This window comes from Novosphingobium terrae (genome assembly GCF_017163935.1).
In the GTDB taxonomy this organism is placed as follows: Bacteria; Pseudomonadota; Alphaproteobacteria; order Sphingomonadales; family Sphingomonadaceae; genus Novosphingobium; species Novosphingobium terrae.
On sequence record NZ_JABVZR010000001.1, the window covers coordinates 897,625 to 923,284 of the forward strand.

The following is a 25,660-nucleotide window of genomic DNA, read 5'->3' on the forward strand; positions in this document are numbered from 1 at the left end:
GAGTCGCTCCTGCCGCCCGGTGATCTGCCGCCGCTCTGCCTGCGGGCCGGGCGGCGGCTTTGCTCTGCTTGAAGGAACGCTGGCTTGTCGTCCCAACCTATCCCCGCCGCTGCCCCGCAGCCGGAAGGGGGAGCCTATGCGCCCTTTGCCCATCGCGATTTCCGGCTGTTCTTTCTGGCCCGGCTGGTCAATTCCTTCGGCACCAACATCATGATGCCCGCGCTGGGCTGGCAGATTTATGCCATGACCCATTCGCCGCTGGCGCTGGGGGTGATCGGCATTGTGGTCTTTGTGCCGGTGATGCTCACCTCGATCCCCGCCGGGCAGATTGCCGACCGTTTCGAGCGCCGTACCGCCTATCGCGCCGCGCAAGTGGTGCTGGTGGCCAATGCCGCGCTGTTTTGCGGGCTTAGTCTGGCGGGCACGCGCCAGCTCTGGCCCTTCTATCTGGGGGCGGCGATCTTCGGGGCCGGCAAGACGCTCTCCATGCCGGTGGCGACGGCCTGGATGCCGCATCTGATCCCGCGCGAGCAGTTTCCCCGCGCCGTCAGCTGGACCTCATCGACATGGCAGATCTCCAGCGCCACCGGGCCGGTGCTGGCCGGATGGGCGATCTATGCCGGGGGCGAGGCGCTGATCTATGGGCTGGCGGCTTTGTGCTATGGAATGTCGCTGCTCTGCGCCCATGGCATTGCCGTGCGCAGCAAGGGCGGCGGGGCGAAAGGCACGGGGCTGGCGGGTCTGTTCGGGGGGCTCTCCTACATCGGCGGCAACCGGCTGCTGCTGGGGCTGATCAGTCTGGACGTTGTGGCGCTGTTTCTGGGCGGGGCCACCGCGCTGTTGCCCGCCTATGCCTATGATGTGCTGCATGTGGGCGAGCGTGGCTTTGGCCTGCTGCGCGCCGCGCCTGCCTGCGGATCGCTGGCGATGGGCATGCTGCTGGCGCATCGGCCCTTGCGGCGCGGCGTGGGGGTGTGGCTGTTCGGATCGGTGGCGCTTTATGGCGTGGCGACGGTGGCGTTCGGCTTGTCACGCTCGCTGCCTCTGTCACTGGCAGCGCTGCTGGTGCTGGGCAGCGCCGAGACCACCGGCAATTTTATCCGCCAGACGCTGGTGCAGCTCTCCACCCATGACGATATGCGCGGGCGGGTAACAGCGGTGATGATGATGTTCGGCAGCGCCCGCAGCGAGCTGGGCGAGATGGAATCGGGCTTTCTCGCCTCGCTGATCGGGGTGGTTCCGGCTGTCGCGGCGGGGGGTGTCGCGGTGGTGCTGGTGGCGGGGCTATGGCTGCGGATGTTCCCGGCGCTGGGGCGGATCGACCGATTGCTCGATGCGGTGGTGGTGCCGGACAGGCCGCAATTTCGGCGCATCAAATAAAAACCTATCTATGAAATAGGATTTATGTCTCGGGCTTGGGGCGGGGCGGGGTTAGACTGCCGCCCTATTCCCGAGGAGAGACGAGCATGACCCAAGCTTCCAGCCTTTCGATCGCGCCTGAAACCTTCGCCCAATGGCTGGAGGATGGCGCGGAACTGGCCGTCGTCGATATTCGCGCGCCCAGGGACATCCAATATTACGGCAGCCCGCTGTTCGGCAAGAATGTGCCCGAGGATGTGCTGCTGGAGCAGATCGGCCTCTATGTGCCGCGCAAGGTGGTGCGTACCGTGCTGGTCGATGGCGGTGACGGCAGCGCCGAGGGTTTCGCGCGCATTCTGCAGGGGCAGGGCTGGACCGGCACGGTCGCGCTGGAAGGCGGCTTTCCCGGCTGGGTGGAGGGGCCGCATGCCCATCTCTCCTTCGACATTCCGGGCAAGGACTTCACGCTGGCGGTGCGCGATGAGCGCGGCACGCCCGCCTTCACCGTGCAGCAACTGGCGCAGGCCCGTGAGAAGGGCGAGGATGTGATCGTGATCGACACGCGCACCGTTCCCGAATTCACCCGCGATCATGTGCCGGGCGCGGTGAACATTCCGGGTGCGGAACTGCTGCTGCATGTCTCCGATGTGGTGCCCTCGGCCTCGACGCATATCGTGGTGTCCTGTGCTGGTCTGCCCCGCGCCATTCTGGGAGCGCAGACGCTGATCGATGCGGGGGTGGCCAACCGCGTCTCCTATCTGGAGGACGGCACCGCCGCATGGCGCCGTGCGGGCTGGGAGTTGGAAACCGGCGCCACCCGTGTCTATGGCCCCACGACCGAGGCAGGCCGCGCCTTTGGCCGCGATCATGCCGCGCGTTTCGAGACGAAAACCCGCTTCCCGCAGATCGATCTGGCCACGGCGCGGGCCTGGGCGCAGGACAAGACCCGCACCACCTATCTGCTCGATGTGCGCACCCCCGAGGAATACGCCGCCGAGCATCTGGACGGCACGCTTTCGGCGGAAGGCGGCCAGCTGCTGGGCCTGTCGAGCCGCACCATCGCCACGCGCGGCGCAAGGCTGGTGCTGGTGGATGATGAGGATGGGGTGCGTGCCGCCACGGTTGCGCATTGGCTTTCGCGCCGCAACTTCGAGATCGCCATCCTGCACCACGCCTTCGCCCGTGCCGATACGGCGGCGGAAGCTGTGGCCTGATCCATAAAAGGGGCGCCAATCCAGTCGATTGGCGCCCCTTTCTGGGTTTGAGGATGAGGTGCCTTTTTAAAAGACCCGGCCCTCATCGAAATCGTCGCGCGTGCCGTTGAGGTAGTAATCCCCCAGCACCCGCCCGCGCAGCAGCGCTGGATTGTGGTTGAGCAGAGTGCGCACATTGCGCCAGTGCCGATCGAAGGCCTGCTTGCGCGAAATGGCCGAGCCGCCGCCCGTGTCGAACAGCCGCTCGGCAGCCTGCTGCGCCAGACGGCCCACCATGATCTGCGCCTTGGAATTGGCCAGCTGCGCCGCGAAGACCAGACGGTCCAGCACCTCGGGATCGGTCTCGCCCGCCGCAAAGGCCTCGGCGCTGCGGTCGAGATGGCGGCCCACATCGGCGATGGTCACATCGATCACATGCGACAGGGCCGAAATATCGCCCACCGTCTGCTGCACAAAGGGATCGCCCGAGGCCTTTTCCGCGCTGCTGTGCTTGGCGGCGCGCGCCTTTTTGGTGGTGAACTGGATGGCGTCGGCCAGCACATTGCGCACAATGCCGCCCATCACCGCCACCAGATGCAATTGCGCGCGGGTGGCGCCATGGCGGCGGCGGAAGGGATCGTTGCCGCCGCGCGCGCCGATCTCCTCGGCGAAGACCTGCACATTCTCCAGCAGCACCGTGCCGCTGGCCGAGAGGGTCTGGCCCATGCCGTCCCAGTCATCGAGCAGCTTGACCCCGGGGCGACCCGCGGGCAGCAGCACATGGGTCACCTCATCGGCATCGTTCATTGCGCTGAAGCTGTGGAAGTCGGCGAAGATCGCGCCGGTGGCGTAATATTTCTCGCCGTTGAGGCGGTAATGATCGCCTTCACGGGTCAGGCGGGTGCGAAACTGGTTGGGGCGTGGCGTGTTGATCTCCATATGCGCGCCGCCGAAAATCTTGCCCGCCAGCACCTGAGGCGCGCGCTTGCGGCTGGCCTCGGAGGCGGGATCGATCGCCAGACTTTCGATAAAGGCGAAATGGCTGCGCAACGCATGGGCCACGCCGGAATCCGCCGAGGCCAAAGCGACAGTGACCTCAAGCTGGTCGGAAAAACTGCCGCCCGGGCCGCCCAGCGCCTCGGGCACGCGCAGAAAGGTGAGGCCGGTGGTGCGCAGATAGTCGAAGAGGTGGAAGGGCAGTTCCCGGCTGCGCTCACGCTCGGCGGCGCCCTCGGCCACGGTGTCCAGCACCTCGGGCAGGCGGGCCAGAATGGCCTCGCGCGTCAGGCGGGCAGGGGCCTCACCGCGTGGCGGGGCCTCGGCAAGCGTCAGGGCTTCGGGCATGCAAACTCTCCTTGAAACCTGGGGCGCAGCATAGGGCGCGGGGCATGGCGGCCAGCGCGATCATGCCGGGACTCGGATTAAGAGGCCCTCATATACACCTTAAAGCCTATTGGCGTGGTAGATATATTACTGCTCGCCATGGAGCAGCTTCATGCCCCGGGCCGCATCCGGCCCGGGGCATGGCATCATCGCTCAGGCAGGCTGGCTTTCCGGCAGGCTGCCCATCTGCTCTTCGGGATAGCGGTCGCCCGCCGTGGTGCCGCGCGGGAAGGCGCTTTCCAGCTCCGCGATGGTGGCCGGATCCAGCACCACATCATTGGCGGCCCAGTTGCTTTCCAGATGATGGATATGGCGCGTGCCGGGGATCGGCACCACGCCCTTGGCCAGCACCCAGGCGATGCTGATCTGCGCCGGGGTGACGCCATGGCGCTGCGCCACGCTGTCGATCAGCGCGCGGCGGGCGCTGTTGGCGGCCACGGCCTCTTCCTGAAAGCGCGGGTGGATGTTGCGGCGGTCGCCTTCCTCGGTGGGGGCGGCCCCGGCCAGAAAGCCCCGGCCCAGCGGCGCATAGCCGACAAAGCCGATGCCCAGTTCCCGCGCGGTGGGCAGGATTTCATCCTCGATCTCGCGGGTCCAGAGCGAATATTCGCTCTGTAGCGCGGTGATCGGGTGTGTGGCATGGCCGCGCCGCAACGCATCGGCGCCCGCTTCGGAAATGCCGACAGCGCCGATCTTGCCCGCTTCAACCAGACGCCCAAGCTGGCCGATCGACTCTTCCACCGGGATCTGCCCATCGATGCGGTGCAGGTAATAGAGGTCGATATGGTCGAGGCCGAGACGCTTCAGGCTGGCCTCCACCGCGTCCTGAGCGGTGATCACAGGGCCTTCGCCCCGGCGATGCGTGAACTTGCTGGCGATCACCAGCCTCTCGCGATGCGGGTGCAGGGCGCGGCCCAGCAACTCCTCATTGTGCCCCGACCCATAGCCGGTGGCGGTGTCGAAAAAGGTGATCCCCAGATCCACCGCGCGATGCAGCGTGGCAATCGAGCCCGCCTCATCGGCATGGCCATAGACATGCGAGAGGCCCATCGCCCCGAAACCCTGACGGCTGACCTCCAACGAACCGATAGATGGCATGCTCTGCTCCTGCTCCAACCTGCGTATGCGGGGGCCATGAGCCTGTGGCCGCCCGCCGCGCGAGGCATAAAAACTTGGGGCCCGAGAATTAATCATAGTTATCCCATAGGCAATGTGATTTTATTCCGGATGCGCTTCCCGGCCCGATCCCGGCAGCTTGCGTGATGGATGGAGCGCGGCATGGGGCAGGCCGCCCTTTACGGCTCTCATGGCCCGCCTTAAGCAGCGGGGCATGAGCCTCGACGCATCCCTGCCGACCACCCCGACCTTGCCCATCGCCATCGTGGGGGCAGGCTTTTCCGGCACGCTGCTGGCGATCAATCTGGTGAGGCAGGGCGCCCCCGTGGTGCTGGTGGAGCGCGAAGGCGCCCATTTCGCCAAGGGCGTGGCCTATGGCACGCGTCAGGTGGGGCATCTGCTCAATGTGCGCGCCGCCAACATGAGCGCCTTCCCCGAGGACCCAGACCATTTCCTGCGCTGGCTCGATTACGACAAGGGCGAGAAGGCCAACCGCTTCGTCCCGCGCGTTACCTATGGCCATTATCTGCATGAGCTGCTGATGGCGGCGCTGACCGCTTCGCCCGAGCTGCTCTCGATCCGTCAGGGCGAGGCATGCGATGCCACGCTCAGCGCCACCGGCGTGGATGTGCAGATGGCCGATGGCGAGGTGCTGGCGGCGCGTGCTCTGGTGCTGGCCTCGGGCAATTTCGCGCCCGCGATGCTGCCGCTGCTGGCCGATCTGCCCGGGACCATCCTGAAAGCTGACCCATGGGCCGACGATGCGCTGGAGGGGCTGGGCGATGACGCCCATGTGCTGCTGGTGGGCACCGGGCTGACGGCGGCGGATATGGCGATCAGCCTCGACCGCGCGGGCTTTGGCGGCAAGGTCACCGCTTTGTCACGCCGGGGGCTGATGCCGCGTGCCCATGCGGCCGAGGGGCCCAGGCCCGGCCCCGTACCCCGCCCGGCGGAGCGCGGAGCGGCCCTGCTGCAGCGCCTGCGCCACCGCGCGAAAGAGGTGGACTGGCGTGAGGCGGTGGATGAGCTGCGCCCCCATACGCAGGCCCTATGGCGCTTGCATGACCGGCAGCAACAGGCCCGGCTGCTGCGTCATCTGCGCCCGTGGTGGGATGTCCACCGCCATCGCCTGGCCCCGCCCGTTGCCGAGCGGATCGCGCAGATGCAGGCCGAAGACCGGCTGACCCTTCAGGCCGGGCGCATCCTTTCCGCGCGCGAAGAGCAGGGGCGGGCACGGATCACCCTGCGCCCGCGCGGTGCTGCGGGCGAACAGAGCCTCACTGTGGACCGCATCCTGCTCTGCACCGGGCCGGAAAGCGACATCGGGCGCTGCGGCGATCCGCTGCTCGACCGGCTGGCGGCGCGCGGCCTGATCCGCTCCGACCGGCACCGGCTGGGGCTGGATGTCGACCATGCCGGGCGGCTGATCGATGCGCAGGGCGCGGTGCATGAGGCGCTGCTGGCCGTGGGGCCGCTGACGCGCGGGGCTTTCTGGGAAAGCGTGGCCGTGCCCGATATCCGCCGTCAGGTCTGGTCCACGGCCCGCCGCATGACCCAGACTCACTGGGTGGAGGGCGAGGGGCTCTGACGCATTATGCCTGATCGGCGCTTTGGAATCCGCTGCGCTCGGCATGAGCCAGCCGCCAGGCGCGCGGCGTTTCTCCGGTCTTCTTCTTGAAGAAGCGGGTGAAATAGCTGGCCTCGGCAAAGCCCAGTTCCCCGGCGATGCCGGTCACCGACAGAGCCGTATAGGCCAGATAGCGCTGCGCCTCGGCCAGAATGCGTTCATGCAGCATGGCCTGCGGCGAGAGCCCTGCCACCTGCGTGCAGGCCAGCCGCAATTGCGAGACGCTGACCCCCAGCTGCGCGGCCATCGCATCGAGCAGCGGCTGGCGGCGGAACTGCTCCTCCACCAGAGCGCGAAACCGCGCAACCAGCCGCCCGCGCCCATGGCCCGAAGGGGCAGGCGCCGTGCCATCCGGCCAGTGGCGGAACAGATGCAGCAGCACAGCCATCAGATGAATGTCCGCGCCGATCGAACTGCCGCGGCGCCCGCCTTCCAGCTCTTGCCCCAGCCTTTCGAGGTCGGGCGTCAACTGGTCCAGCACGGCCGGCGGCAGATCGACCACGCCGGGTTTCATCATCAGCAGATGCAGGGCGGGCGCGCGCTGCAGCAGGCTTTCGAAATAATGGGTGTCGATGGTCAGGACCCAGCCTTGCGCGCTGCCCTCATAACGGAAGCCATGGATGCGATGGGGCGGCACCACCAGCACCGATCCGCAGGAGAAGGGCTGGCTCTCGCCCTCGATCAGCATCTCGCCATGCCCGCCGGTGACCAGCATCAGCTGGCAGAAGCGCGGATGGACATGCGGCTGGATCACCCAGCCACGCTCGCGGCAGCGGCGCTCCAGCGGTTCTACATTGATGAACCATTTGGGGCGCGGTTCAGCGTCGCCGTAAAGCACATAGCTGGGCACGGGCACATCGCTGCGGCTGCCCGCGATCAGGACGGATTCGACCTGTTTTGGCGATTTGTCCTGTTTAATATCATAATCGCGCATGGCGGGCCTGTACGTGATGGTTCACATTGGCGCAACCCGCAGGACCGCCGCCTCGCGCTGCCCACGACACTGCCTGACCGCTCATAACCTGCCCCAAGAGGACTGCCATGGAAGATCCCCGCGCTAGAATCGCGCGTGAACCGATGCATCTGCGCCAGACACTGGCGATTGCGATTGCCACCGCGCTCAATGCGCTCGACGGTTTCGACGTGCTCTCGATCAGCTTCGCCTCGCCGGGCATTGCCAAAGAATGGCATGTCACCAGGCAGGCGCTGGGCGTGGTGCTGTCGATGGAGCTGATCGGCATGGGGCTGGGCGCCTTCCTGCTCGGCATGCTGGCCGACAGGATCGGGCGGCGCCCCACCATTCTGGGCTGCCTGGTGGTGATGGCCAGCGGCATGCTGGCGGCCTCTTTCGCTCAAGATGTGACGATGCTTTCGGCCTTCCGGCTCTACACCGGCCTTGGCATCGGCGGCATGCTGGCGGCGACCAATGCCATCGTCGCGGAATGCTCGAATGCGCGGCGGCGCAATCTGGCCGTGGCGATCATGGCGGGCGGCTATCCGATCGGCGCGGTGGTGGGCGGCTTTATCGCCTCACAGTTGCTGGCCACGACAGGCCATTGGCAGAGCGTGTTCCAGTTCGGCGCGGCGATGACGGTGTGCTTCATCCCGCTGGTGCTGTGGCTGGTGCCCGAAACCATCGCCTTCCTGCTGATCCGCCAGCCGCGCGGCGCGCTGGAGAAGATCAACCGCACGATGGTGCGCCAGGGCCGCGAGCCTCTCGACTTGCTGCCCCCGCTGCCCGAGGCGAAGAAGGGCGTGGCGCTGGCCCAACTGTTCGCGCCGGGCGTGGCAGGTGTCAGCACGGCGCTGATCCTCGCCTATTTCTCGCATATGATGACCTTCTACTTCCTGATGAAGTGGATTCCCAAGATCATCGTCGACATGGGCTATCCCGCTGCCGCTGCCGGTGGTGTGCTGGTCTGGGCCAATGTGGGCGGGGCGACGGGATCGATCACGCTCTCCATCCTGACCCAGCGCTTTGGCGTGCGCCCGCTGGTGATCGGGCTGATGCTGGGCGGCGCCGCGGCGGTGGCGGCTTTCGGTCAGGGGCTGGGCACGCTGGAGGCGCTGTCGCTGGCGGCCTGCCTTGGCGGCTTCTTCACCAATGGCGCGACGGCGGGGCTCTATGCGGTGATCGCCCAATCCTATCCCGCCGAGTTGCGCGCGGGCGGCACCGGTCTGGTGATCGGCATCGGGCGTGCCGGTGCCGCTTTGGGCCCCATCGTGGCGGGCGCCTTGTTCGAGGCGCATTGGCCGCTCTCGCATGTGGCCGGGGTGATGGCCTGCGGCACGCTGGTGGGCGGCCTTGCCCTCTCGCTGCTGCGCTATCGCGAGGCCGATATCGCCTGATCCTTGGCAGGGCTCTGCCCCCGGACCCTGCTTTTCAATCCTGACCCTGTCTGACCGGGCCGCGCTTTTGCCCTGCGATGGCGCGCGCCCATGCCCCCGAGAGACATCACTGATGACGCGTTTCAACCTTGCCTGTCTGGCCGGCATCGTCGCCACCGCGACCATGGTCCAGACGGCCCATGCCGAAGCTCCACCACCCAGCCTTGGCACCGGCACCGATGTGCCCTCCGATCCGATGTTCGGCGGCACCAGCGCCGCGATCAGGCCCGCGCCCAGGGATGGCGATAAAAAGCCTGTGCTGCCTGCCAGCAACCAGCCGGGCGGGCGGCTGGGCGCGCCGGGCACCTATCAGATCATGCGCTGGGCCGAGGATTGGTCCAGACCGGTCTCATCCGATGCGCCGCTGACCGCGAAGATGAAGCATATCTCGCTGGGGCGTGACGATATCTATCTGACGCTGGGCGGCGGCCTGCGCCTTTACTACACCGATTGGAGCCATGCCTATCTGGGCCAGCGTGCCAATGACAGCGACCGACCCCTGCAGACGCGCGCGCGTTTGAATGCCGATCTGCATATCACGCAATATGTCCGCGCCTTTATCGAACTGGGCGACAACCGCGAATATGGCGAGAATTTCACCACCGGGCCCAATGTCGACCGCTTCGATATCCAGCAGGCCTTTGTCGATCTGACGGTGCCGCTGGGCAAGGCGGGGCAGATCACCTTCCGCCCGGGCCGCTATGAAATGCCGCTGGGCAATGGCAAGCTGATGGGCGTGCGCGAGGGGCTGAACATGCGCCTTTCCTATCAGGGCTTCCGCGCCACCTATATTCTGCCGGGCAAGATCAGCATCGACGCCTTCGACGTGCGCCCGATCAACATCAAGCCCGGCACCTTCGACGATGGCCCGAATCACACCAGCATCTATCGCGGCATCTATGCCAGCTCTGCCGCGCTGGTGCCGGGGCTGACGACGGACCTCTATTTCTATCAGGTCAACCGCGACACGGCGACGCTCTACACCGGCAAGGGCGCCGATACGCGCCAGAACTGGGGCGCGCGCATCGCCCGCAAGACGAAGCATTATGACCTCGATCTGGAGGGCAACCTTCAGCGCGGCCATTTCGTGGGGCAGCAGATCGATGCCTATGCCGTGATGCTGGATGCGGGTTACACCTTTGCCGAGCAGACATGGACGCCGCGTCTGGGCGTGCGGGCCAACATCTTCTCGGGCGATGGCAAGGCTAATGACGGCAAGGCGGGCACCTTCTGGGCAGCCTCGCCGCGCCTGCCGCTGATCAGCGAGGCGGCGTTTTTCGCGCTTTCCAACCTGATGGATGTCTATCCGATGGTGACGGTCAAGCCGCGCAAGGATCTGGCGATCACCGTGGGGCCGGACTTCCTGTGGCGTAACTCCACCGCCGACGGCATCTACATCGGCCCGGCGGGGGCAACGCTGAAGGCCTATGACGGCAGCCGGGCGATTGGCACCGATCTCAATCTGGAAGCCACCTGGCAGGCCACCAAAAGCGTGCAGTTCCGCCTTTACGAGACCTATTTCTCCGGCACGCGCTCGATGAAGGCGGATGGCGGCAGAAATGGCAATTACTTCGGCCTGCTGGGCGAGCTGCGCTTCTAGCCTTTTGTCTTGCCGCGTTTTCCGAGTCGCCGGGTGATTGCACCCGGCTTGCAAACGCTTTGGGGAGGCGAGGAACCGCCGCGCGGGGCAAGGCATTTCATCGCCATGAGATGCTTTCGCACAGAACCGGCGATCGGGCCCCACGCGCAGGGATTCGGTCTGGCCGGGCAGGGGCGCCTCCTTGGACGCTGAGCCTGCCAGACCCAGGCATGTTCCCAAGGCCGGGGCAGGGCGCTGGCGCGGCTGGTTTTTCGGCATCATGCTGGTGGGCGCGCTGGTGGCGGCGGTGCTGCGTCGCCATGAGATCGCCCGCCTGCTGGTGCTGGTGAGCAAGGCCAGCCCTGACTGGCTCGCCGCGGCGCTGGGCTTGCAAATCCTGACCTATGTCTGCCTCGCGCTGGGCTGGCAGGCGGTGCTGCGCCATGCCGGGCATCCGCAGCCGATGCCGCGCCTGCTGCGTATCGCGATCACCAAGCTGTTCGCCGATCAGGCGCTGCCCAGTGCGGGGCTGGGCGGCAATGTGGTGCTGGTGGACCAGCTGATGCTGAATGGCGTGCCGCGCGGTGCCTCGGTTGCGGCGCTGATCCTCTCGATGATCGGCTTTTACGCGGCCTATGCGGTGTTTGCCGTGGCGATGCTGATGCTGCTCTGGCTGCATGGGGCGATCACGCCCTGGATCACCGGGCTGGTCAGCCTGTTTCTGCTGGTGGCGATGGCCATTCCGGGCACGGCGCTGTGGCTGAGGCAGCGTGGACGCCGCCCGCTGCCGCGCTGGATGGCGAAGCTGGGCTTTGTGCGCGATCTGCTCGTCACTGTGGGGGAGGCGCCCGGCACCCTGCTGCGCGACCGCCCGCTGATCGCTCAGGTCACCTTCTGGAACGCGCTGATCTTTCTGCTGGATGCTGCCACGCTGCTGGCGTGCCTGAGGGCGCTGGGGCAGGGGGCGGCAGGCCAGAATGCGGGACTATGGGCCGAACTGGTGACGGCCTATATCGCCTTCATGATGGCCTCGATCGTCATCACGCTGGGGCCGGTGCCGCTGGGGCTGGGCAGTTTCGAGGCGACCTGTACCCTTATGCTCAGCCTGATGGGCGTGCCCTCCGGCACAGGGCTGACGGCGACGCTGCTGTTGCGGGTGTTGACGCTATGGCTGCCGCTGCTGCCGGGTCTGCTGCTGATGCGGGGCGCCATCGCGCCGCATCAGGATGGTTGAAAGGCCGGGGCGCCTTCTCAGCACCCCGGCACAAAACTCAGGCCGCGTTGGCTTCGGCCTCAACCTTCTTGCGGGGGCCGCGCTTGGCCGGAGCCGCGCCATCCTTGGCGGGGGTGCGGGGCTTCTTGGCGGTTTCGCCTTCGCCGGCAGGCTTGCGGCCCAGACCGATCTTCACCGCCAGCTCCTTGCGGCGCGCGGCATAATCGGGGGCGACCATCGGATAATCGGCATTGAGGCCCCAACGCGCGCGATACTCAGCCGGGCTCAGCCCATGATCGGTGGCCAGATGGCGCTTGAGCATCTTCATCTTGGTGCCGCAATCGAGGCAGGTTAGCGTATCGGACTTGAGCGAAGCACGCACCGACACCGCAGGCTCCGGCTTGTGCTCGGCCGGCGCTTCCTGGCCCAGGCCCTGCAGCGAACCGTAAACCGACTGGATCAGACGAGGCAGATCGTCACACGACACAGTGTTGTTGCTGACATGCGCCGAAACAATATCAGCGGCAAGCGTAAGCAATGTTTCATTAGCCATGGCGACTTCTCTCCTCGTTGGGCCTTGGATGGCCGCACTTTACACAAGAGAAGCGCTTTGTGGGTAAAAAATTGTAACGAATGCTTGCGGTTACAATCGATTAACTGATCCGGATCGGGTTTTTCGCGTGTTTTGCAAAGCTGCAAGGGGAAATTTGCGGGGCTGGCGCAGTCAGGGCACGCTTTACCGCATTGCCCTCCGCAAAAATACCATGAAATGAAGGATTTCATGGTGGGCGCGACAGGGATTGAACCTGTGACCCCACCCGTGTGAAGGGTGTGCTCTACCGCTGAGCTACGCGCCCGCCGTGGCGGCTGTGTGACTGGCCATCCTCCCAAAGCCAAGGCCGGGGGATGGTGGGCGCGACAGGGATTGAACCTGTGACCCCACCCGTGTGAAGGGTGTGCTCTACCGCTGAGCTACGCGCCCGCTGTCACTTGCGGAGAGGCGCCACTAGACGCACCGCGCGGCGTTGACAAGTGGCTCGCGAAAATTATTGAGCAAAGCCATGACTGACACGCCAGAAACCAGCTCGCCCGCCACCACCACCGGTACGGATACCCCGCCCGACCGTCTGGCGATCAATCCCGCCAGCCCGCATTTCAATGCCGATCTGCTCCAGCGCGGCATTGGCATCCGCTTCAAGGGCGTGGTGCGCAACAACGTCGAGGAATACTCGATTTCGGAAGGCTGGGTGCGCGTGCAAGCCGGCAAGTCCATGGACCGCAAGGGCAATCCCCTGACCATCAAGCTGAGCGGGCCCGTGGAAGCATGGTTCGAGGATCTGGGCGAAAACGCTCCGGTGGCCAAGGCCTGAGGTTTCAAGACAAGTAAGGTGCGAGGGCCATCGCCCTCGCGCTCCCTTTCATGTCTACGTTGTGCTTCGGGTTCGGCCATAGGGCCAAGTTTGCAGCGCCGCAGGCTTTTAAATTGCCTGTGTCACGTATCGATCAAAAGATTGCCTGCCTGCGGCGCCCTAATACCGCGCAGGTGGAGAGACAGGGCACTCCATTTCGGTGTCACTGCCCTTTCGCCGGAAGACGGAATGGGAGCGCGAGGGGGTAACCCCCTCGCATTATCCTTCTTCTTTACCGCCGGGAAAACGCCGCGATAATCGCCCCGATCGGATCGCTGGTCCAGCGGCTGGCCGCCAGCCCATGCACCGGCACCGCAGGCCCGCGCGGATAGATAAAGCCCGACACCGGCCAATGTGTGCTGCCCAACCCCTGAATGGGGTCGAACCACACGCGCACCTGGCTCCAGTCTCCGGCAGGGGAGACGTCCACGGCCATCACATCGCGCTCCACCTGACCGCGCTTGCCGTTGATCGGCGACCAATTGGCATGGCGCAGCAGCACGCGGCGCGAATCGACCACGCGGCTGACCATGGCGACATGGCCCAGCACCATCTTGCCATGCGGGCGGAAGGCCATCACGGCGCCGACGCGGGGCGTGTTGCCCCGGCTGTAGCGCCCGGCGGCCTGGCTCCACCATGTGCGGGCGTCACCGAAAAGCTGGATGCCTGAGGCCTGACGGGCATAGGGCACGCATTGCAGATAGCCGGGCAGCACTTCGTCAGCGGCGGAGACGGCCAGTCTCGGGGCCTTGCTCGCGGCGTAGCCTGTGGAGGCAGCCTTGCGGCGGGTGGGCGCGGCGTAGCCATAGCGCGTCGCGCGCGATGGCGTGCTGGCTTCCGGCAGCAGATTGGCCGGTGTGCTCACCCCGATGCGGTAGTTGTTGACGCTGGTCACGCCCGTCACCCGATAGGCCGAGCTGTGGCTGCTGGTCACATCCACGAACTGTATTGTGCCGCGTGCCAGCGCGGGCGCAGGTGTGAGGGCCGCAAGGCAAGAGATTGCCGTGCAAAAACTTGCCGCCCGCAAAGCCGATGCCCAAAAGGCCGGTTTCACGCGCAACGGCTCCGTCACGCATGCCCCAAGGAGAATCTGTCCCGTCATGAATGCGGCAATAACTTGCCGACTCTTAGGGGCTGGTCGCTTGATATGGTTACCAAGACCTCAACCAGATTGAACGATATCGGCGATCACAGTCTTGTCGATTTTTGGCACGGCTGGGCGGCAGGGCTGCGCCGAATCGCGGTTTTTCTTGCTTTTCGGGCGGGGTGGAGGCAAGGGGCGTCGCTTCCCGTGTGCAGCGACAGATGCCGGGGCAAGGGCAAAAGCACTGGGCTTTGCCACGCTTGCCCGGCAAAAATATGCTGACCCGGCAAATGCTTGCCTTCTGGATCATCAACACATGCTGCCTCAAGTTATCATCATCGGTCGCCCCAATGTGGGCAAGTCCACGCTGTTCAACCGGCTCGTTGGCAAGAAGCTGGCGCTGGTCGACGATCAGCCGGGCGTGACGCGTGACCGCCGCTTCGGGGAAGCAAATCTACTGGGTCTGGAGTTCACCATCGTGGACACCGCCGGTTGGGAAGATGAGGATGCGCACACCCTGCCGGGCCGCATGCGCGCCCAGACCGAGGCCGCGCTGGTCGGCGCCGATGTTGCGCTGTTCTGCATTGATGCGCGCGCTGGCCTGACCCCGCTGGACGAGGAAATTGCCCGCTGGCTGCGTGAGCAGACCGTGCCGGTGATTCTGGTGGCCAACAAGGCCGAAGGCCGCAGCGGCGACGCCGGCTTCTTCGAGGCCTTCTCTCTGGGCATGGGCGAACCGCTGGCGATCAGCGCCGAGCATGGCGAGGGCATGGCCGACCTGTTCAGCGCCCTGCTGCCTCATATCGAGCGCGAGGGCGAGGAATACGAGCAGGAAGACGAGATCGATCCCGAGGATGAGGAAGCGCTCAACCGCGCACCCCTCAAGCTGGCCATCGTCGGGCGGCCCAATGCGGGCAAGTCCACGCTGATCAACTCGATCCTGAAGGACGACCGCCTGCTGACCGGACCCGAGGCCGGGATCACCCGCGATTCGATTGCCATCGACTGGGAATGGACCGATCCGGCCAGCGGCGATGTGCGCCCCGTCCGCCTGATCGACACCGCCGGCATGCGCAAGAAGGCCAATGTCACCGAGAAGCTGGAACGCCTCTCGGTGGCTGACGCGCGCCGCGCCATCGATTTCGCCGAGGTCGTCGTGCTGCTGCTCGACGCCACGCGCGGGCTGGAGCATCAGGATCTGAAAATCGCCTCCATGGTGCTGGAGGAAGGCCGCGCGCTGATGATCGCCATCAACAAATGGGACATCGCCGAGGACGCCTCCGCCCTGTTCAACGGCATTCGCGGCGCGCTCGACGATGGTCTGGCGCAGGTGAAGGGCCTGCCGCTGATCACGGTTTCGGCGCGCACCGGCAAGGGCCTCGACACGCTGCTGACCGCTGCCTTCGAGCTGCGCGCGGCCTGGTCGAAGCGCGTGCCCACCGCGCTGCTCAACCGCTGGTTCGACAAGGCGCTGGCCAGCAACCCGCCCCCGGCGCCGGGCGGCAAGCGCATCAAGCTGCGCTACATCACGCAGGCCAAGACTCGCCCGCCCGGCTTCATCCTGTTCGGCACGCGTCTGGACGATCTGCCGATGAGCTATCAGCGCTATCTGATCAACGGCATCCGCCGCGAACTGGGCTTCGACGCTGTGCCGGTGCGCATGACGTTGCGCATGCCCAAGAATCCGTTCGCGGATAAGAAATAAGGCAGGAAGATGCGAGGGGGTTACCCCCTCGCGCTCCCATAACGTCTTCCGACGAAAGGGCAGTGGCGCCGCATCGGCGTGCACCGGCTCTCCACCTGCGCGACAGGCAGTGAATGTCTCTGCGTGGTAGACGTTAAAGCCTGCGGCGCGGCAAGCTGAGCGCAAGGCCGAACCCGATGCGCTACGTAGACATTAAAGGGAGCGCGAGGGTGTAACACCCTCGCACTTCACCTTCTTATTCTCTTGAAAAACCTTAATTCTGCGCCGGAATACAGGTGATCCCGGCAGCCACCAGCTTATGGCAAGCGGCCTTGGCGCTCTCTTCCGAATAGCCCCCGGCCATCAGACGGGTGACCTTGCCTGTGGGCACGTTCATGCGCGGATGCCCGGCGACTTCCGGCAGACGGCTGGCCTTGGCCCATTGCGCATCGACGTTGGCGGGCACGCCGAAAGCACCGAGCTGGATCTTCCAGGTCCCGCTGGCCGGAGCAGGCTTCGGCGCGGCGGGGGCGGGCTTGGCGGCGACAGGCGCGGGCTTCGGAGCCACAGGCTTGGGCGCTGGCGGCGTGCGGGTCGCAACCGGGTTCGGCGCCTCGCCGGGCGTGGCGGCGGTCGGAGTCGGCTTGGGAGCGGGCTTGGCCCTAGGCGGCGGCGGGGCCTTGACCGGCGCGGGCGAAGGCGCGGCGGCAGGCGGCGTGGCAACAGCCGCCGGGGCGGTGGCCACCGGCGAGGGCGCCACCGTGTTGCCCAGATCGTTGCTGGCGAACTGGCGCTGGCGGTTGGCGTCGATTTTGGTGCTCAGCTCGCTGGCCAGAGAGGCGCCGCGCTGGCGGTCCTCCATGGAGATGAACTTGTCCATCTGCTCCAGAGCGGCGCGGGCCTGAGGCAGCGGGGGCTGGCCGTCGACAGACTGGTTGGCCAGCGTTTCCAGAGCATAGGCGCGCACCCAGTCCTTGGGCACGTTCTCGCCGTTGAAATGGGCGATGCCGAGGAGATAGAGCGCACGCTTCTCGCCGCGATCGGCAGCGGCCTGAATATAGGGCATGGCCTGCGCGTGCTGGCCGCGCTGGAAGAGGAGAAGGCCGTAATTGTCGGCGGCCTCGGTGTGGCCCCTGGCGGCGGCCTTGGCGAAAAGCACTTCGGCGCGGGTCAGGTCCTGAGGGACGCCCTTGCCCCATTTGTAGGCTTGGCCAAGGTTGAACTGGGCATCGGGGTCGCCCTTGTCGGCCAGGGCCTGCCATTCGTGGATGGCGGCGGCATAGTCGCGCTGAGCGGCGGCCTTGTTTCCGGCGGCACTGGCGGCTTCGGCGCGGCTCCAGGCATCGACACCGGCCTTGGCATCGGCCAGCGCGGTCTGGGCCGTCAGGCCGCAGGCGGCCAGCGCGCCCAGCAGGGCGGCGCTTTTCAGGCCCGCCGTGGGGAGCGCGGCGCGGCGCCCGTGGATGCGAATCATCTTGGTTCCCTTCCGTGTGGCAGGCGGGGGCTGCCGACCATCTCGTGCTCTGCGCATAAGCAAATGTGGTAAACAAAAACTTGTAAAGGGCAGGGTGTTCATGCGGAATTCCGCGCGGATTCGAGGATGCCTTAGTGGGTTTTAAGGGTTCGTTAGGAACGATCTGCAATCTTTCCCCGTGAAAAATGCCTGCGTCCGGCTGACACGCCGATGCCTTGGGGAAAGACCGATGCTGTCCAAGCCTGCTCAAAACCGCCGTTCCGCGCTGCTTCGCGCCCCATTGCGGGTTGTGCCACTGGGCGGGGCGCTGGCTCTGGCCCTGCTGGGCGGCGCTCAGGCGATCGCCGAGGGCGCCGCGCCTGCGGGCGCTTCGGTCCAGACCATCGCCGCCGGCGAATCGGCTCTGCGCAAGGCGCCGCGCGATGCGGCCACCCGCGCCGCGCTGGGCCGTGCCTATCTGCGTGGTGGACGTTTCGAATCGGCGGTGACGGTGCTGAGCGATGCGGTGGTGCTGGGCGACAATTCGCCGCGCACGACATTGAGTCTCGCTCTGGCACAAACGGCGCTGGGGCACAGCCGTGAGGCGCTGGCCTTGCTGCAGACGGTACAGGGCACGCTGCCCGCTGCCGATTACGGTCTGGCGCTGGCGCTGGCGGGCGATTCGGCAGGCGGTGTGACTGTGCTGGCCAATGCGGCACGCGCGGGCGACGCCAATGAGAAGCTGCGCCAGAATCTGGCCTATGCCTATGCGCTGGATGGCCGCTGGGCCGAGGCGCGCAATGTTGCCGCCATGGATCTTTCGCCTGACAAGCTGGATGAGCGCCTGACGCAATGGGCCGCCACGGCCCGCCCTGATGCCACCCGCCAGCGCGTTGCAGCGCTGCTGGGCGCGCCGGTGGTTGGCGATCCGGGTCTGCCGACGGCTCTGGCCCTGCGTGATGAGGCGCCCGGCGCTCAGCTGGCCGCCAAGGCCCCCGCTGCCGCGCCTCAGCCCATGGCCGAGAAGGAATTGCCTGCCGTGGCGACGGCTGCTGTCAGCGCGCCGGTGGTTCCGGCTCGTGCGGCTCCTGCCGTTGTTTCGACGCCGGTCGTCGAGCCGGTTCGTGACGTTGCTCCCGAAGCCGCGCCAGCTCAGCCTTCGGGCCGGGCTGCGATGGGCGGGGTGATGGCCTGGTCGGAAGTCCCTGCGACTCCGGCGGCTCAGCCTGCGCCCCGCGCGGTGCCGACGCGTGTCGCTTACGAAGCGCCCGCCCCCAAGGCTCGCGGCGTGAAGGTGGCGAAGGTTCAGCCTGCCAGGCTGCGGGTGGCCAAGGCCGAGGTGACGCGTTCGGCTGCGGGCTCGCATCTGGTGCAGCTTGGCGCTTTCAGCAATCAGGCCAATGCCGAAAAGGCCCGCAAGATGGCCATGGCGCGCGGCGATCTGCGCAGCCATGAGGTCACCATCACCAAGGCCACCGTCAATGGCCGCGAATTCTGGCGCGTGGCCGCTTTGGGCTTCGACTCGAACTCGGCGCAGGGTGCCTGCGGCCGAGTGAAGAAGTCGGGCGGCGTGTGCATGGCCATGTCGGGCAAGAGTGCCGAGCCAGCAGGGCAGGCTCTGGCCATGGCCAGCGTGCCGGCGGCTCCGGGCCACAAGCGCTAAATCACAAATCCTTTGAGCGGGGTAGGCGCCTTCCTTCGGGAAGGCGCCTTTTTGCGTCAATCGACCTGCGTGCCGCCCTTGAACAGGCCCAGCACGCGGCCCTGCACGGGCTGGCGGTCAAAGGGCGTGTTGCCAGCGGCAGCCGCCATCTTGTTCGAATCGACGATCCACGGCTTGTCGGCATCGATCAGCGCGATGTCGGCCTGAGCGCCCACCGCCAGCACGCCCGCATCCACGCCCAACAGGCGCGCCGGGTTGGTGGCCAGCAATTCGAAGGCGCGGGCCATATCGATCACGCCATCGCGCACCAGAGTCATGGTCAGCGGCAGCAGCGTTTCGGCGCCCGCCATGCCGGGTTCGGCGTCCGCGAAGGGCAGTCGCTTGTCTTCGGGGCCGCGAGGATCGTGGCCGCTGGCGATGACGTCGATCGTGCCGTCGCCGATGGCGGCGATCACGGCCTTGCGGTCATCCTCCTGACGCAGCGGCGGCGAAAGGCGGCAGAAGGTGCGGAAATCGGCCAGCGCTGTGTCCGAGAGCATGAAATGCGCCGGGGTCACGCCTGCGGTGATGCGCAGACCCTTCGCCTTGGCCACGCGCACCAGATCGAGCGCGGCCTTGGTGGTGATCTGGCGGAAGTGCAGGGCGGCACCTGCCATTTCGGCCAGAGCGATGTCGCGGGCGACGGCGACGGCCTCGGCCTCACGCGGGGCGCTGGGCAGGCCGAGGCGGGTGGCCATCTCGCCTGCGGTGGCCACGGCGCTGCCGGTGATCCCGGCATCCTCGGCATGGGTGATGACCGTCATGCCCAGCATGGCGGCATAGCGCAGCAGGCGCAGCATCACGCCCGAGTCGCCGATCCAGGCGCGGCCCGTGGCGACAGCCTTGGCGCCCGCATCGCGCATCATGGCGATCTCGGCCAGCTCCTTGCCTTCCAGCCCGCGCGTGGCGGCGGCGAGGGGGTGGACCCACAGGTCGGGCTTGCCGCTTTGCGCGGCGTAGCGGGTGTTGCTCGGGCGGTCGATCACCGGGCTCTGGTCGGGCATCAGCGCGGCGCGGGTGATGCCGCCGAAGTGGAAGGCGGGCTTGTCGATGGCGAAGACACCGAGGTCCACCAGACCGGGCGTGACCAGCGCGCCCTTGGCATCGACCACGGTGTCGCCGGCTTCGGCGCTGATATCGCCCAGCGCGACGATGCGATCATCCACGGCGCGCAAGGTGCCCTTGAACGGGACCTTGCCCGGCGTGACCAGCAGGCCGTTCACGATGGTGAGGGGAGCGTGCTTCATGCCCAGCCCTCCATGCCGCGCGCGCGCCTTGTCAGGATCTCCAGCGCGGCCATGCGGACGGCGACGCCCATCTCGACCTGACGGGTGATCAGGCTGCGCTCGGGCAGATCGGCCACGGTCGAGTCGATTTCGATGCCGCGGTTCATCGGGCCGGGGTGCATCACCACAGCATCCGGCGCGGCCTTGGCGAGGCGCGCGGGGCTCAACCCGTAAAGGTGGCGGTATTCGCGGGGGCTGGGGATGAACTGGCCGCTCATGCGTTCGTTCTGCAGGCGCAGCATCATCACCACTTCCGTGCCCTCCAGCGCCTTGTCGAAATCATGGTAGGGGGTGACGCGCATCTGCTCGATCCCCTCGGGCATCAGGGCGGGGGGCGCGCAAACGCGCACATCGGCGCCCAGAGCCGTGAGCGAAAGAATGTTCGAGCGGGCCACGCGGCTGTGCAGGATATCGCCGCAGATCACGACCTTGAGGCCCACAAAACCTTCGCCGCCGGTGAACTTCAGCGACTGGCGGATGGTCAGCGCATCGAGCAGCGCCTGCGTGGGGTGTTCGTGCTGGCCATCGCCCGCGTTGAGCACCGGGCAGTCCACCTTGTCGGCGATCAGCCGCACCGCGCCCGAGGAGGCATGGCGGATCACGATGGCGTCCGCCCGCATCGCGTTGAGCGTCATCGCCGTATCGATCAGCGTCTCGCCCTTTTTCACGCTGCTGGTGGCGGCATGCATGTTCACCACATCGGCGCCAAGGCGCTTGCCCGCGATCTCGAAGCTCAGCAGCGTGCGCGTCGAATTTTCGAAAAAGGCGTTGATGATGGTGAGGCCGCGCAGCGCCTCGACGCGCTTTTCGGGCTGGCGGTTCAGCTCGACCCAGCGTTCCGCCTCATCGAGCAGGAACAGGATCTCATGCGGGGCAAGTCCGGCGATGCCGAGCAATCCGCGATGAGGAAAAGCGAGCGAGCCCGCAGGGAAGCGCGACGCCTGCCCGGCACTGGAAGCCGGCAGGGGAGGGAGCTGAAAGGATGTCATCGAAGACGATTCCCTAGTGCGCCGGGGGCTCTTGCTCAAGCCCGTTTGCCCCTTTCTCCACTTGTGTTTAAGGGGAGGGGCTCTTGCGGCGCGGAACAAGCGGCTCCACCTTGGGTTTTCGCTCTGCTGCATCATCATGGAATAAGGACGGAAAACGGCATGATCTTCGCGCGCAAGGTTTGGAACCTGCTGGTCGCGATCAAGGACGCGCTGGTGCTGGTGATGGCGCTGCTGTTCTTCTTCCTGCTGTTTGCCGCGCTGACGGCGCGTGGGCCTTCGCCTCAGGTGCGCAAGGGCGCGCTGCTGATCAAGCTGGATGGCGCGGTGGTGGAGGAACTGCCCCGCCTCGATCCCATGAGCGCGCTCACGGGCGAGGGCGTCAGCCAACAGGTGCGCGAGCGTGATGTGGTGCGCGCGCTGAAAGGCGCCGTGGCGGATGACAAGATCCGCGCCGTGGCCATTGATATGTCCGGTTTCTCGGGTGGCGGTCTGGTCCATCTGGAAGAGATCGGCGCGGCGATGGACGCGGTGAAGGCCGCCAAAAAGCCGGTGCTGGTCTATGGCCTGATGCTGGATGATGCCGGCATGCTGCTGGCCGCTCATGGCAGCGAGGTGTGGCTCGATCCGCTGGGCGGCGCTTTCGTGCCGGGGCCGGGGGGCTATCGTCCCTATTTCGGTCCGCTGCTCGAAAAGCTGATGATCAACGTCCATGTCTTCCGCGTGGGCACTTATAAGGATTTCGTGGAGCCCTACATCCGCAATGGCATGTCGGACCCGTCGCGCGAGTCGAATCAGGCGCTGATCGGCTCGATCTGGGGTGAGTGGCAGGCCAATGTCGCCAAGGCGCGCCCGCAGGCGGATATTGCCGGCGTGGTGAAGGACCCGCTGGGCCTGCTCAAGGCGGCGGGCGGCGATGCGGCTCAGGCGGCGCTGAAGGCCAGACTGGTGGATCGCATCGGCAACCGCACCGATTTCGGCCAGCGCGTGGCGGATGTGGCGGGCGATGACCGCAACGACAAGCGCCCCGGCGCCTTCGCCCATACCACGCTGGACACCTGGATTGCCGCCAATCCGGAAAGCACCAAGGGCAAGTCCATCGGCGTCATCACCATCGCGGGGGACATCACCGACGGCAAGGAAGGCCCCGGCACGGCGGGCGGCGAGCGCATCGCGCGGCTGATCGATTCGGCGCAGCAGCGCAAGCTGTCGGCGCTGGTGGTGCGTGTCGATTCCCCCGGCGGCTCGGTGCTGGGCGCCGAGGCGATCCGCGCGGCGATCGAGCGGCAGAAGAAGCTGGGCCTGCCCATCGTGGTCTCCATGGCCAATTATGCGGCGAGCGGCGGCTATTGGGTCTCCACACCCGCGACGCGCATCTTTGCCCAGCCCGGCACGATTACCGGCTCGATCGGCATCTTCGCTGTGGTGCCCAGCTTCGAGAAGGCGCTGGCTCATTGGGGCGTAACGGGTGATGGCGTGCGCACCACACCCTTGTCCGGCCAGCCCGATCTGATCACCGGCCTGACGCCTGAGGTGGAAGCCCTGCTTCAGGCCGATATCGAGGGCGGTTATGGCCGCTTTATCAAGCTGGTGGCCACGTCGCGCCACAAGACGCCGGAAGAGGTCGATGCCATCGCACAGGGCCGCGTGTGGGATGGCGGCACGGCGCGTCAGAAGGGTCTGGTCGATGCGTTTGGCGGGCTGGACGATGCGCTGGCCTATGCCGCCGATCAGGCCAAGCTGAAGGATGGCGAATGGCATGCCGAATTCCTGCAGCAGAAGCCCTCCGCGTTGGTGCAGCTGGCCCAGAGCCTGCGCGGCAGTGATGATGACAGCAGCGGCAATCAGGCCAGCGACGATGATGACAGCCATGCGCTCTCCGGCGATCTGAGCGGGCTGATTGCCGCGCGCCAGCAGATGGGTCTGGCCCGGATGGTGGCGCAGGCGAAAATGCTGATGGGCACGCAGGGCGCGCAGGTGCGCTGTGTGGAATGTTCGGTGACGCTGGGGGCTGGCGTGGCGCCCAGGGGCGGCGTGCTGGGCCAGTCGGGCTGGAGCGCCTTTACGCTGATGCGGCTGGCGCAATGGGTGGGCATCGCGCCCCACCCGTAAGGCGCTGTTTTGAAAATGCGCGAAAGCGCATTTTCGGCGCGGCACCGGCCCTCTCCCCCACCCGACCACCCATAGAATACTGCCGTTGGGTGGCCGGGTGGGGGAGAGGGCCGGTGCCGCAAATCCGGCTTCGCCGGATTTCCAAAAAAGCCTCGGATCAGCCGGTTTGACGCGGGGTTTTCACCGGTCCCGCGCTTTTCGCGTGCATGCTCTTGCCCTTTTGGCGCGAGTACACTAGGGCGCACCCCTTGAATTTTCGCGGCTTCGTGTGTCAAGCGGGCGTGGCGGAATTGGTAGACGCGCTGGTTTTAGGTACCAGTATCGAAAGATGTGGGGGTTCGAGTCCCTTCGCCCGCACCAATTTCCGCCCCGGGCCAAGGGCAGGACACACGGCGCCATCTCGCTTTGGGAAGGCTTTCAAATCATGCAGATCGTCGAAACCACGAACGAAGGCCTCAAGCGCGGCTTTACGGTCACCATCCCCGCCGCGCTGATCGCCGAGAAGGTCGATGGCGAGATCGCTCGCGTCGCCCCGCAGGTGCAGCTGCCCGGCTTCCGCCCCGGCAAGGTGCCCGCGAATCTGGTGCGCAAGCGCTTTGGCGACCAGATCCATCAGGACGCCCTGCAGGGCACCATCCGCGAGGCGCTGGACAAGGTCATCATCGACCAGCAGCTGCGCCCCGCCACTCAGCCCGACGTGGCGCTGACCGAAGGCTATGAGCTGGGCAAGGATGCCGAGCTGACCGTCGCCCTCGAAGTGCTGCCCACCATCTCGGCCCCGGACCTGACCGGTCTGAAGCTGGAAAAGCTGGTCGTGCCCGTCAAGGACGAGGCCATCGACGAGGCCGTGCAGCGCGTTGCCAGCAGCGCCAAGCGCTTCACCGACGCCGAAGAGGGCAAGCTTGCCGCTGACGGCGACCAGCTGACCATCGATTTCCTGGGCAAGCTGGACGGCGTGCCTTTCGATGGCGGTCAGGCTGAAGATGCCGCGCTGGAAATCGGCGCCGGTCGTTTCATCCCCGGTTTCGAAGAGCAGCTCGTCGGCGCCAAGGTCGGTGACGAGAAGGTCATCACCGTGACCTTCCCCGAGGACTACCCCGCCGAGAACCTGAAGGGCAAGGAAACCACCTTTGACATCAAGGTCAAGGGCATCAAGGTTGCCGCCGAAACCGTCATCGACGACGAGTTCGCCAAGAGCCTGGGCCTGACCGATCTGGAGCAGCTCAAGGGCCTGCTGAAGGGCCAGCTGGAGGGCGAGACCGCCCAGCTGACCCGCACTCAGATGAAGCGCCAGCTGCTCGACATTCTGGCCGAAGGCCATGACTTCGACGTTCCCCCCACCATGGTGGAAGCCGAATTCAACCAGATCTGGCAGCAGCTCACGCAGGAAGCTTCCAACGAGGAAGATCCCGCCGCCGCTCTGGCCGAGATCGAGGCCGAGAAGGACGATTACCGCGGCATCGCCGTGCGCCGCGTGCGCCTGGGTCTGCTGCTGAGCGAGATCGGCCAGAAGAACGGCGTCGAGGTTTCGCAGCAGGAAATGCAGATGCTGGTGCAGCAGGCCGCTCAGCAGTATCGCCCCGAGGACCGTCAGCGCTTCGCCGAGTACATCCAGAGCGAGCCGATGGCTGCTGCTCAGCTGCGCGCCCCGCTGTATGAAGAGAAGGTCGTGGACTTCCTCTTCGAGCAGGCCGAAGTGACCGAGCGCGAAGTGACCAAGGAAGAGCTGCAGGCGGCCATCGAGGCTGACGAAGGCGAAGCCGGCCACGTCCATGGCCCCGATTGCGGCCATGACCACGGTGAAGCCAAGCCCGCCAAGAAGGCGGCGAAGAAGGCTGCTGCTGACGCCGATGCCGACGCGGACGTGACCGAGGAAGCGCCGAAGAAGAAGGCCGCTCCCAAGAAGAAGGCCGAGGCCGCCGAGGCTCCTGCCGAGGGTGAGGCTGCTGCTGAAGCCGCCCCCAAGAAGAAGGCTGCCCCCAAGAAGAAGGCCGCCGAGGAGAACTGAGTTTCTCACCCGGTGGCCCGAAAGGGCACAGGAACAGGCCCGGCGCGAGGAACTTTCCCGCGCCGGGCTTTTCCGTTT

General features: G+C 66.3%; 19 protein-coding genes and 3 tRNA genes. 12 read left to right on the forward strand and 10 right to left on the reverse strand.

Annotated elements, in window-relative coordinates; genetic code table 11:
• Nucleotides 1-84: 84 nt before the first annotated feature.
• Complete coding sequence (locus HGK27_RS04280; protein ID WP_206238996.1) at nt 85-1,380, forward strand: MFS transporter; 1,296 nt, start codon at nt 85-87, stop codon at nt 1,378-1,380.
• A gap of 86 nt (nt 1,381-1,466) precedes the next feature.
• Nucleotides 1,467-2,573: a rhodanese-like domain-containing protein gene (locus tag HGK27_RS04285; RefSeq protein WP_206238998.1), complete on the forward strand. Its 1,107-nt coding sequence runs from the start codon at nt 1,467-1,469 to the stop codon at nt 2,571-2,573.
• Nucleotides 2,574-2,639: 66 nt separating this feature from the next.
• Here the strand turns inward: HGK27_RS04285 and HGK27_RS04290 are convergent, their stop codons facing one another.
• Nucleotides 2,640-3,896, reverse strand: a complete 1,257-nt coding sequence (locus HGK27_RS04290; RefSeq protein ID WP_206239000.1) for an acyl-CoA dehydrogenase family protein — start codon at nt 3,894-3,896, stop codon at nt 2,640-2,642.
• Between the two features lie 192 nt (nt 3,897-4,088).
• A complete protein-coding gene (locus HGK27_RS04295; RefSeq protein WP_206239003.1) occupies nt 4,089-5,033 on the reverse strand; it encodes an aldo/keto reductase in 945 nt (314 codons plus the stop codon).
• 232 nt (nt 5,034-5,265) lie between these two features.
• Between HGK27_RS04295 and HGK27_RS04300 the strand changes: the two genes are divergently transcribed.
• On the forward strand, nt 5,266-6,639 hold the full coding sequence (locus HGK27_RS04300; RefSeq protein ID WP_206239005.1) for an FAD/NAD(P)-binding protein: 1,374 nt from the start codon (nt 5,266-5,268) through the stop codon (nt 6,637-6,639).
• Nucleotides 6,640-6,643: 4 nt separating this feature from the next.
• Here the strand turns inward: HGK27_RS04300 and HGK27_RS04305 are convergent, their stop codons facing one another.
• Nucleotides 6,644-7,612: an AraC family transcriptional regulator gene (locus tag HGK27_RS04305; protein WP_206239008.1), complete on the reverse strand. Its 969-nt coding sequence runs from the start codon at nt 7,610-7,612 to the stop codon at nt 6,644-6,646.
• Nucleotides 7,613-7,719: 107 nt separating this feature from the next.
• Between HGK27_RS04305 and HGK27_RS04310 the strand changes: the two genes are divergently transcribed.
• From HGK27_RS04310 to HGK27_RS04320, 3 genes are all read left to right on the forward strand, one after another.
• Nucleotides 7,720-9,027, forward strand: coding sequence for an MFS transporter (locus HGK27_RS04310; RefSeq protein WP_206239010.1), 1,308 nt, complete (start codon nt 7,720-7,722; stop codon nt 9,025-9,027).
• 112 nt (nt 9,028-9,139) lie between these two features.
• Nucleotides 9,140-10,666 carry an alginate export family protein gene (locus tag HGK27_RS04315; RefSeq protein ID WP_206239012.1) on the forward strand — a complete coding sequence of 509 codons (1,527 nt, stop codon included), beginning with the start codon at nt 9,140-9,142 and terminating at the stop codon, nt 10,664-10,666.
• A 181-nt stretch (nt 10,667-10,847) separates the two neighbouring features.
• A complete protein-coding gene (locus HGK27_RS04320) occupies nt 10,848-11,879 on the forward strand; it encodes a lysylphosphatidylglycerol synthase transmembrane domain-containing protein (protein WP_241126837.1) in 1,032 nt (343 codons plus the stop codon).
• A gap of 37 nt (nt 11,880-11,916) precedes the next feature.
• Here HGK27_RS04320 and HGK27_RS04325 read toward each other — a convergent pair whose 3' ends face one another.
• The 3 genes from HGK27_RS04325 to HGK27_RS04335 all read right to left on the reverse strand — a co-directional run bounded on the left by HGK27_RS04325 (nt 11,917) and on the right by HGK27_RS04335 (nt 12,840).
• Nucleotides 11,917-12,411 carry a MucR family transcriptional regulator gene (locus tag HGK27_RS04325; RefSeq protein ID WP_206239014.1) on the reverse strand — a complete coding sequence of 165 codons (495 nt, stop codon included), beginning with the start codon at nt 12,409-12,411 and terminating at the stop codon, nt 11,917-11,919.
• A gap of 229 nt (nt 12,412-12,640) precedes the next feature.
• Nucleotides 12,641-12,715, reverse strand: a tRNA-Val gene (locus HGK27_RS04330).
• A gap of 50 nt (nt 12,716-12,765) precedes the next feature.
• Nucleotides 12,766-12,840, reverse strand: a tRNA-Val gene (locus HGK27_RS04335).
• Nucleotides 12,841-12,919: 79 nt separating this feature from the next.
• On the opposite strand from HGK27_RS04335, the gene HGK27_RS04340 reads away from it, so the two are divergent.
• The gene (locus HGK27_RS04340) at nt 12,920-13,228 is read left to right on the forward strand and encodes a DUF3297 family protein (RefSeq protein WP_206239016.1); all 309 of its coding nucleotides are present in this window, start codon (nt 12,920-12,922) and stop codon (nt 13,226-13,228) included.
• A 271-nt stretch (nt 13,229-13,499) separates the two neighbouring features.
• Here HGK27_RS04340 and HGK27_RS31005 read toward each other — a convergent pair whose 3' ends face one another.
• Nucleotides 13,500-14,006: a CHAP domain-containing protein gene (locus tag HGK27_RS31005; protein WP_241127328.1), complete on the reverse strand. Its 507-nt coding sequence runs from the start codon at nt 14,004-14,006 to the stop codon at nt 13,500-13,502.
• 661 nt (nt 14,007-14,667) lie between these two features.
• On the opposite strand from HGK27_RS31005, the gene der reads away from it, so the two are divergent.
• Nucleotides 14,668-16,056, forward strand: a complete 1,389-nt coding sequence (der, locus tag HGK27_RS04350; RefSeq protein WP_206239020.1) for a ribosome biogenesis GTPase Der — start codon at nt 14,668-14,670, stop codon at nt 16,054-16,056.
• Between the two features lie 253 nt (nt 16,057-16,309).
• Here der and HGK27_RS04355 read toward each other — a convergent pair whose 3' ends face one another.
• Nucleotides 16,310-17,509: an SPOR domain-containing protein gene (locus HGK27_RS04355; protein WP_206239022.1), complete on the reverse strand. Its 1,200-nt coding sequence runs from the start codon at nt 17,507-17,509 to the stop codon at nt 16,310-16,312.
• Nucleotides 17,510-17,738: 229 nt separating this feature from the next.
• On the opposite strand from HGK27_RS04355, the gene HGK27_RS04360 reads away from it, so the two are divergent.
• Complete coding sequence (locus HGK27_RS04360; RefSeq protein WP_206239024.1) at nt 17,739-19,151, forward strand: SPOR domain-containing protein; 1,413 nt, start codon at nt 17,739-17,741, stop codon at nt 19,149-19,151.
• 56 nt (nt 19,152-19,207) lie between these two features.
• Here the strand turns inward: HGK27_RS04360 and HGK27_RS04365 are convergent, their stop codons facing one another.
• Both HGK27_RS04365 and HGK27_RS04370 read right to left on the reverse strand, forming a co-directional pair.
• Nucleotides 19,208-20,437, reverse strand: coding sequence for a dihydroorotase (locus HGK27_RS04365; protein ID WP_206239026.1), 1,230 nt, complete (start codon nt 20,435-20,437; stop codon nt 19,208-19,210).
• Complete coding sequence (locus HGK27_RS04370) at nt 20,434-21,465, reverse strand: aspartate carbamoyltransferase catalytic subunit (RefSeq protein WP_206239028.1); 1,032 nt, start codon at nt 21,463-21,465, stop codon at nt 20,434-20,436. Before HGK27_RS04370 ends, HGK27_RS04365 begins: the two co-directional genes overlap by 4 nt.
• A gap of 159 nt (nt 21,466-21,624) precedes the next feature.
• Here HGK27_RS04370 and sppA point away from each other — a divergent pair, with 159 nt between their 5' ends.
• The 3 genes from sppA to tig all read left to right on the forward strand — a co-directional run bounded on the left by sppA (nt 21,625) and on the right by tig (nt 25,582).
• Nucleotides 21,625-23,574: a signal peptide peptidase SppA gene (gene sppA, locus HGK27_RS04375; protein ID WP_206239030.1), complete on the forward strand. Its 1,950-nt coding sequence runs from the start codon at nt 21,625-21,627 to the stop codon at nt 23,572-23,574.
• Nucleotides 23,575-23,849: 275 nt separating this feature from the next.
• Nucleotides 23,850-23,934: transfer RNA gene (locus HGK27_RS04380), tRNA-Leu, on the forward strand.
• Between the two features lie 64 nt (nt 23,935-23,998).
• Nucleotides 23,999-25,582: a trigger factor gene (gene tig / locus HGK27_RS04385; RefSeq protein ID WP_206239031.1), complete on the forward strand. Its 1,584-nt coding sequence runs from the start codon at nt 23,999-24,001 to the stop codon at nt 25,580-25,582.
• Nucleotides 25,583-25,660 lie beyond the last annotated feature (78 nt).

Excerpts from the sequence above, each read along its gene's own strand:
- HGK27_RS04285 (WP_206238998.1), top strand. The coding sequence starts at position 1,467 with ATGACCCAAGCTTCCAGCCTTTCGATCGCGCCTGAAACCTTCGCCCAA.
- HGK27_RS04290 (WP_206239000.1), bottom strand. The coding sequence starts at position 3,896 with ATGCCCGAAGCCCTGACGCTTGCCGAGGCCCCGCCACGCGGTGAGGCC.
- HGK27_RS04295 (WP_206239003.1), bottom strand. The coding sequence starts at position 5,033 with ATGCCATCTATCGGTTCGTTGGAGGTCAGCCGTCAGGGTTTCGGGGCG.
- HGK27_RS04300 (WP_206239005.1), top strand. The coding sequence starts at position 5,266 with ATGAGCCTCGACGCATCCCTGCCGACCACCCCGACCTTGCCCATCGCC.
- HGK27_RS04305 (WP_206239008.1), bottom strand. The coding sequence starts at position 7,612 with ATGCGCGATTATGATATTAAACAGGACAAATCGCCAAAACAGGTCGAA.
- HGK27_RS04310 (WP_206239010.1), top strand. The coding sequence starts at position 7,720 with ATGGAAGATCCCCGCGCTAGAATCGCGCGTGAACCGATGCATCTGCGC.
- HGK27_RS04315 (WP_206239012.1), top strand. The coding sequence starts at position 9,140 with ATGACGCGTTTCAACCTTGCCTGTCTGGCCGGCATCGTCGCCACCGCG.
- HGK27_RS04325 (WP_206239014.1), bottom strand. The coding sequence starts at position 12,411 with ATGGCTAATGAAACATTGCTTACGCTTGCCGCTGATATTGTTTCGGCG.
- HGK27_RS04340 (WP_206239016.1), top strand. The coding sequence starts at position 12,920 with ATGACTGACACGCCAGAAACCAGCTCGCCCGCCACCACCACCGGTACG.
- der (WP_206239020.1), top strand. The coding sequence starts at position 14,668 with ATGCTGCCTCAAGTTATCATCATCGGTCGCCCCAATGTGGGCAAGTCC.
- HGK27_RS04355 (WP_206239022.1), bottom strand. The coding sequence starts at position 17,509 with ATGATTCGCATCCACGGGCGCCGCGCCGCGCTCCCCACGGCGGGCCTG.
- HGK27_RS04360 (WP_206239024.1), top strand. The coding sequence starts at position 17,739 with ATGCTGTCCAAGCCTGCTCAAAACCGCCGTTCCGCGCTGCTTCGCGCC.
- HGK27_RS04365 (WP_206239026.1), bottom strand. The coding sequence starts at position 20,437 with ATGAAGCACGCTCCCCTCACCATCGTGAACGGCCTGCTGGTCACGCCG.
- HGK27_RS04370 (WP_206239028.1), bottom strand. The coding sequence starts at position 21,465 with ATGACATCCTTTCAGCTCCCTCCCCTGCCGGCTTCCAGTGCCGGGCAG.
- sppA (WP_206239030.1), top strand. The coding sequence starts at position 21,625 with ATGATCTTCGCGCGCAAGGTTTGGAACCTGCTGGTCGCGATCAAGGAC.
- tig (WP_206239031.1), top strand. The coding sequence starts at position 23,999 with ATGCAGATCGTCGAAACCACGAACGAAGGCCTCAAGCGCGGCTTTACG.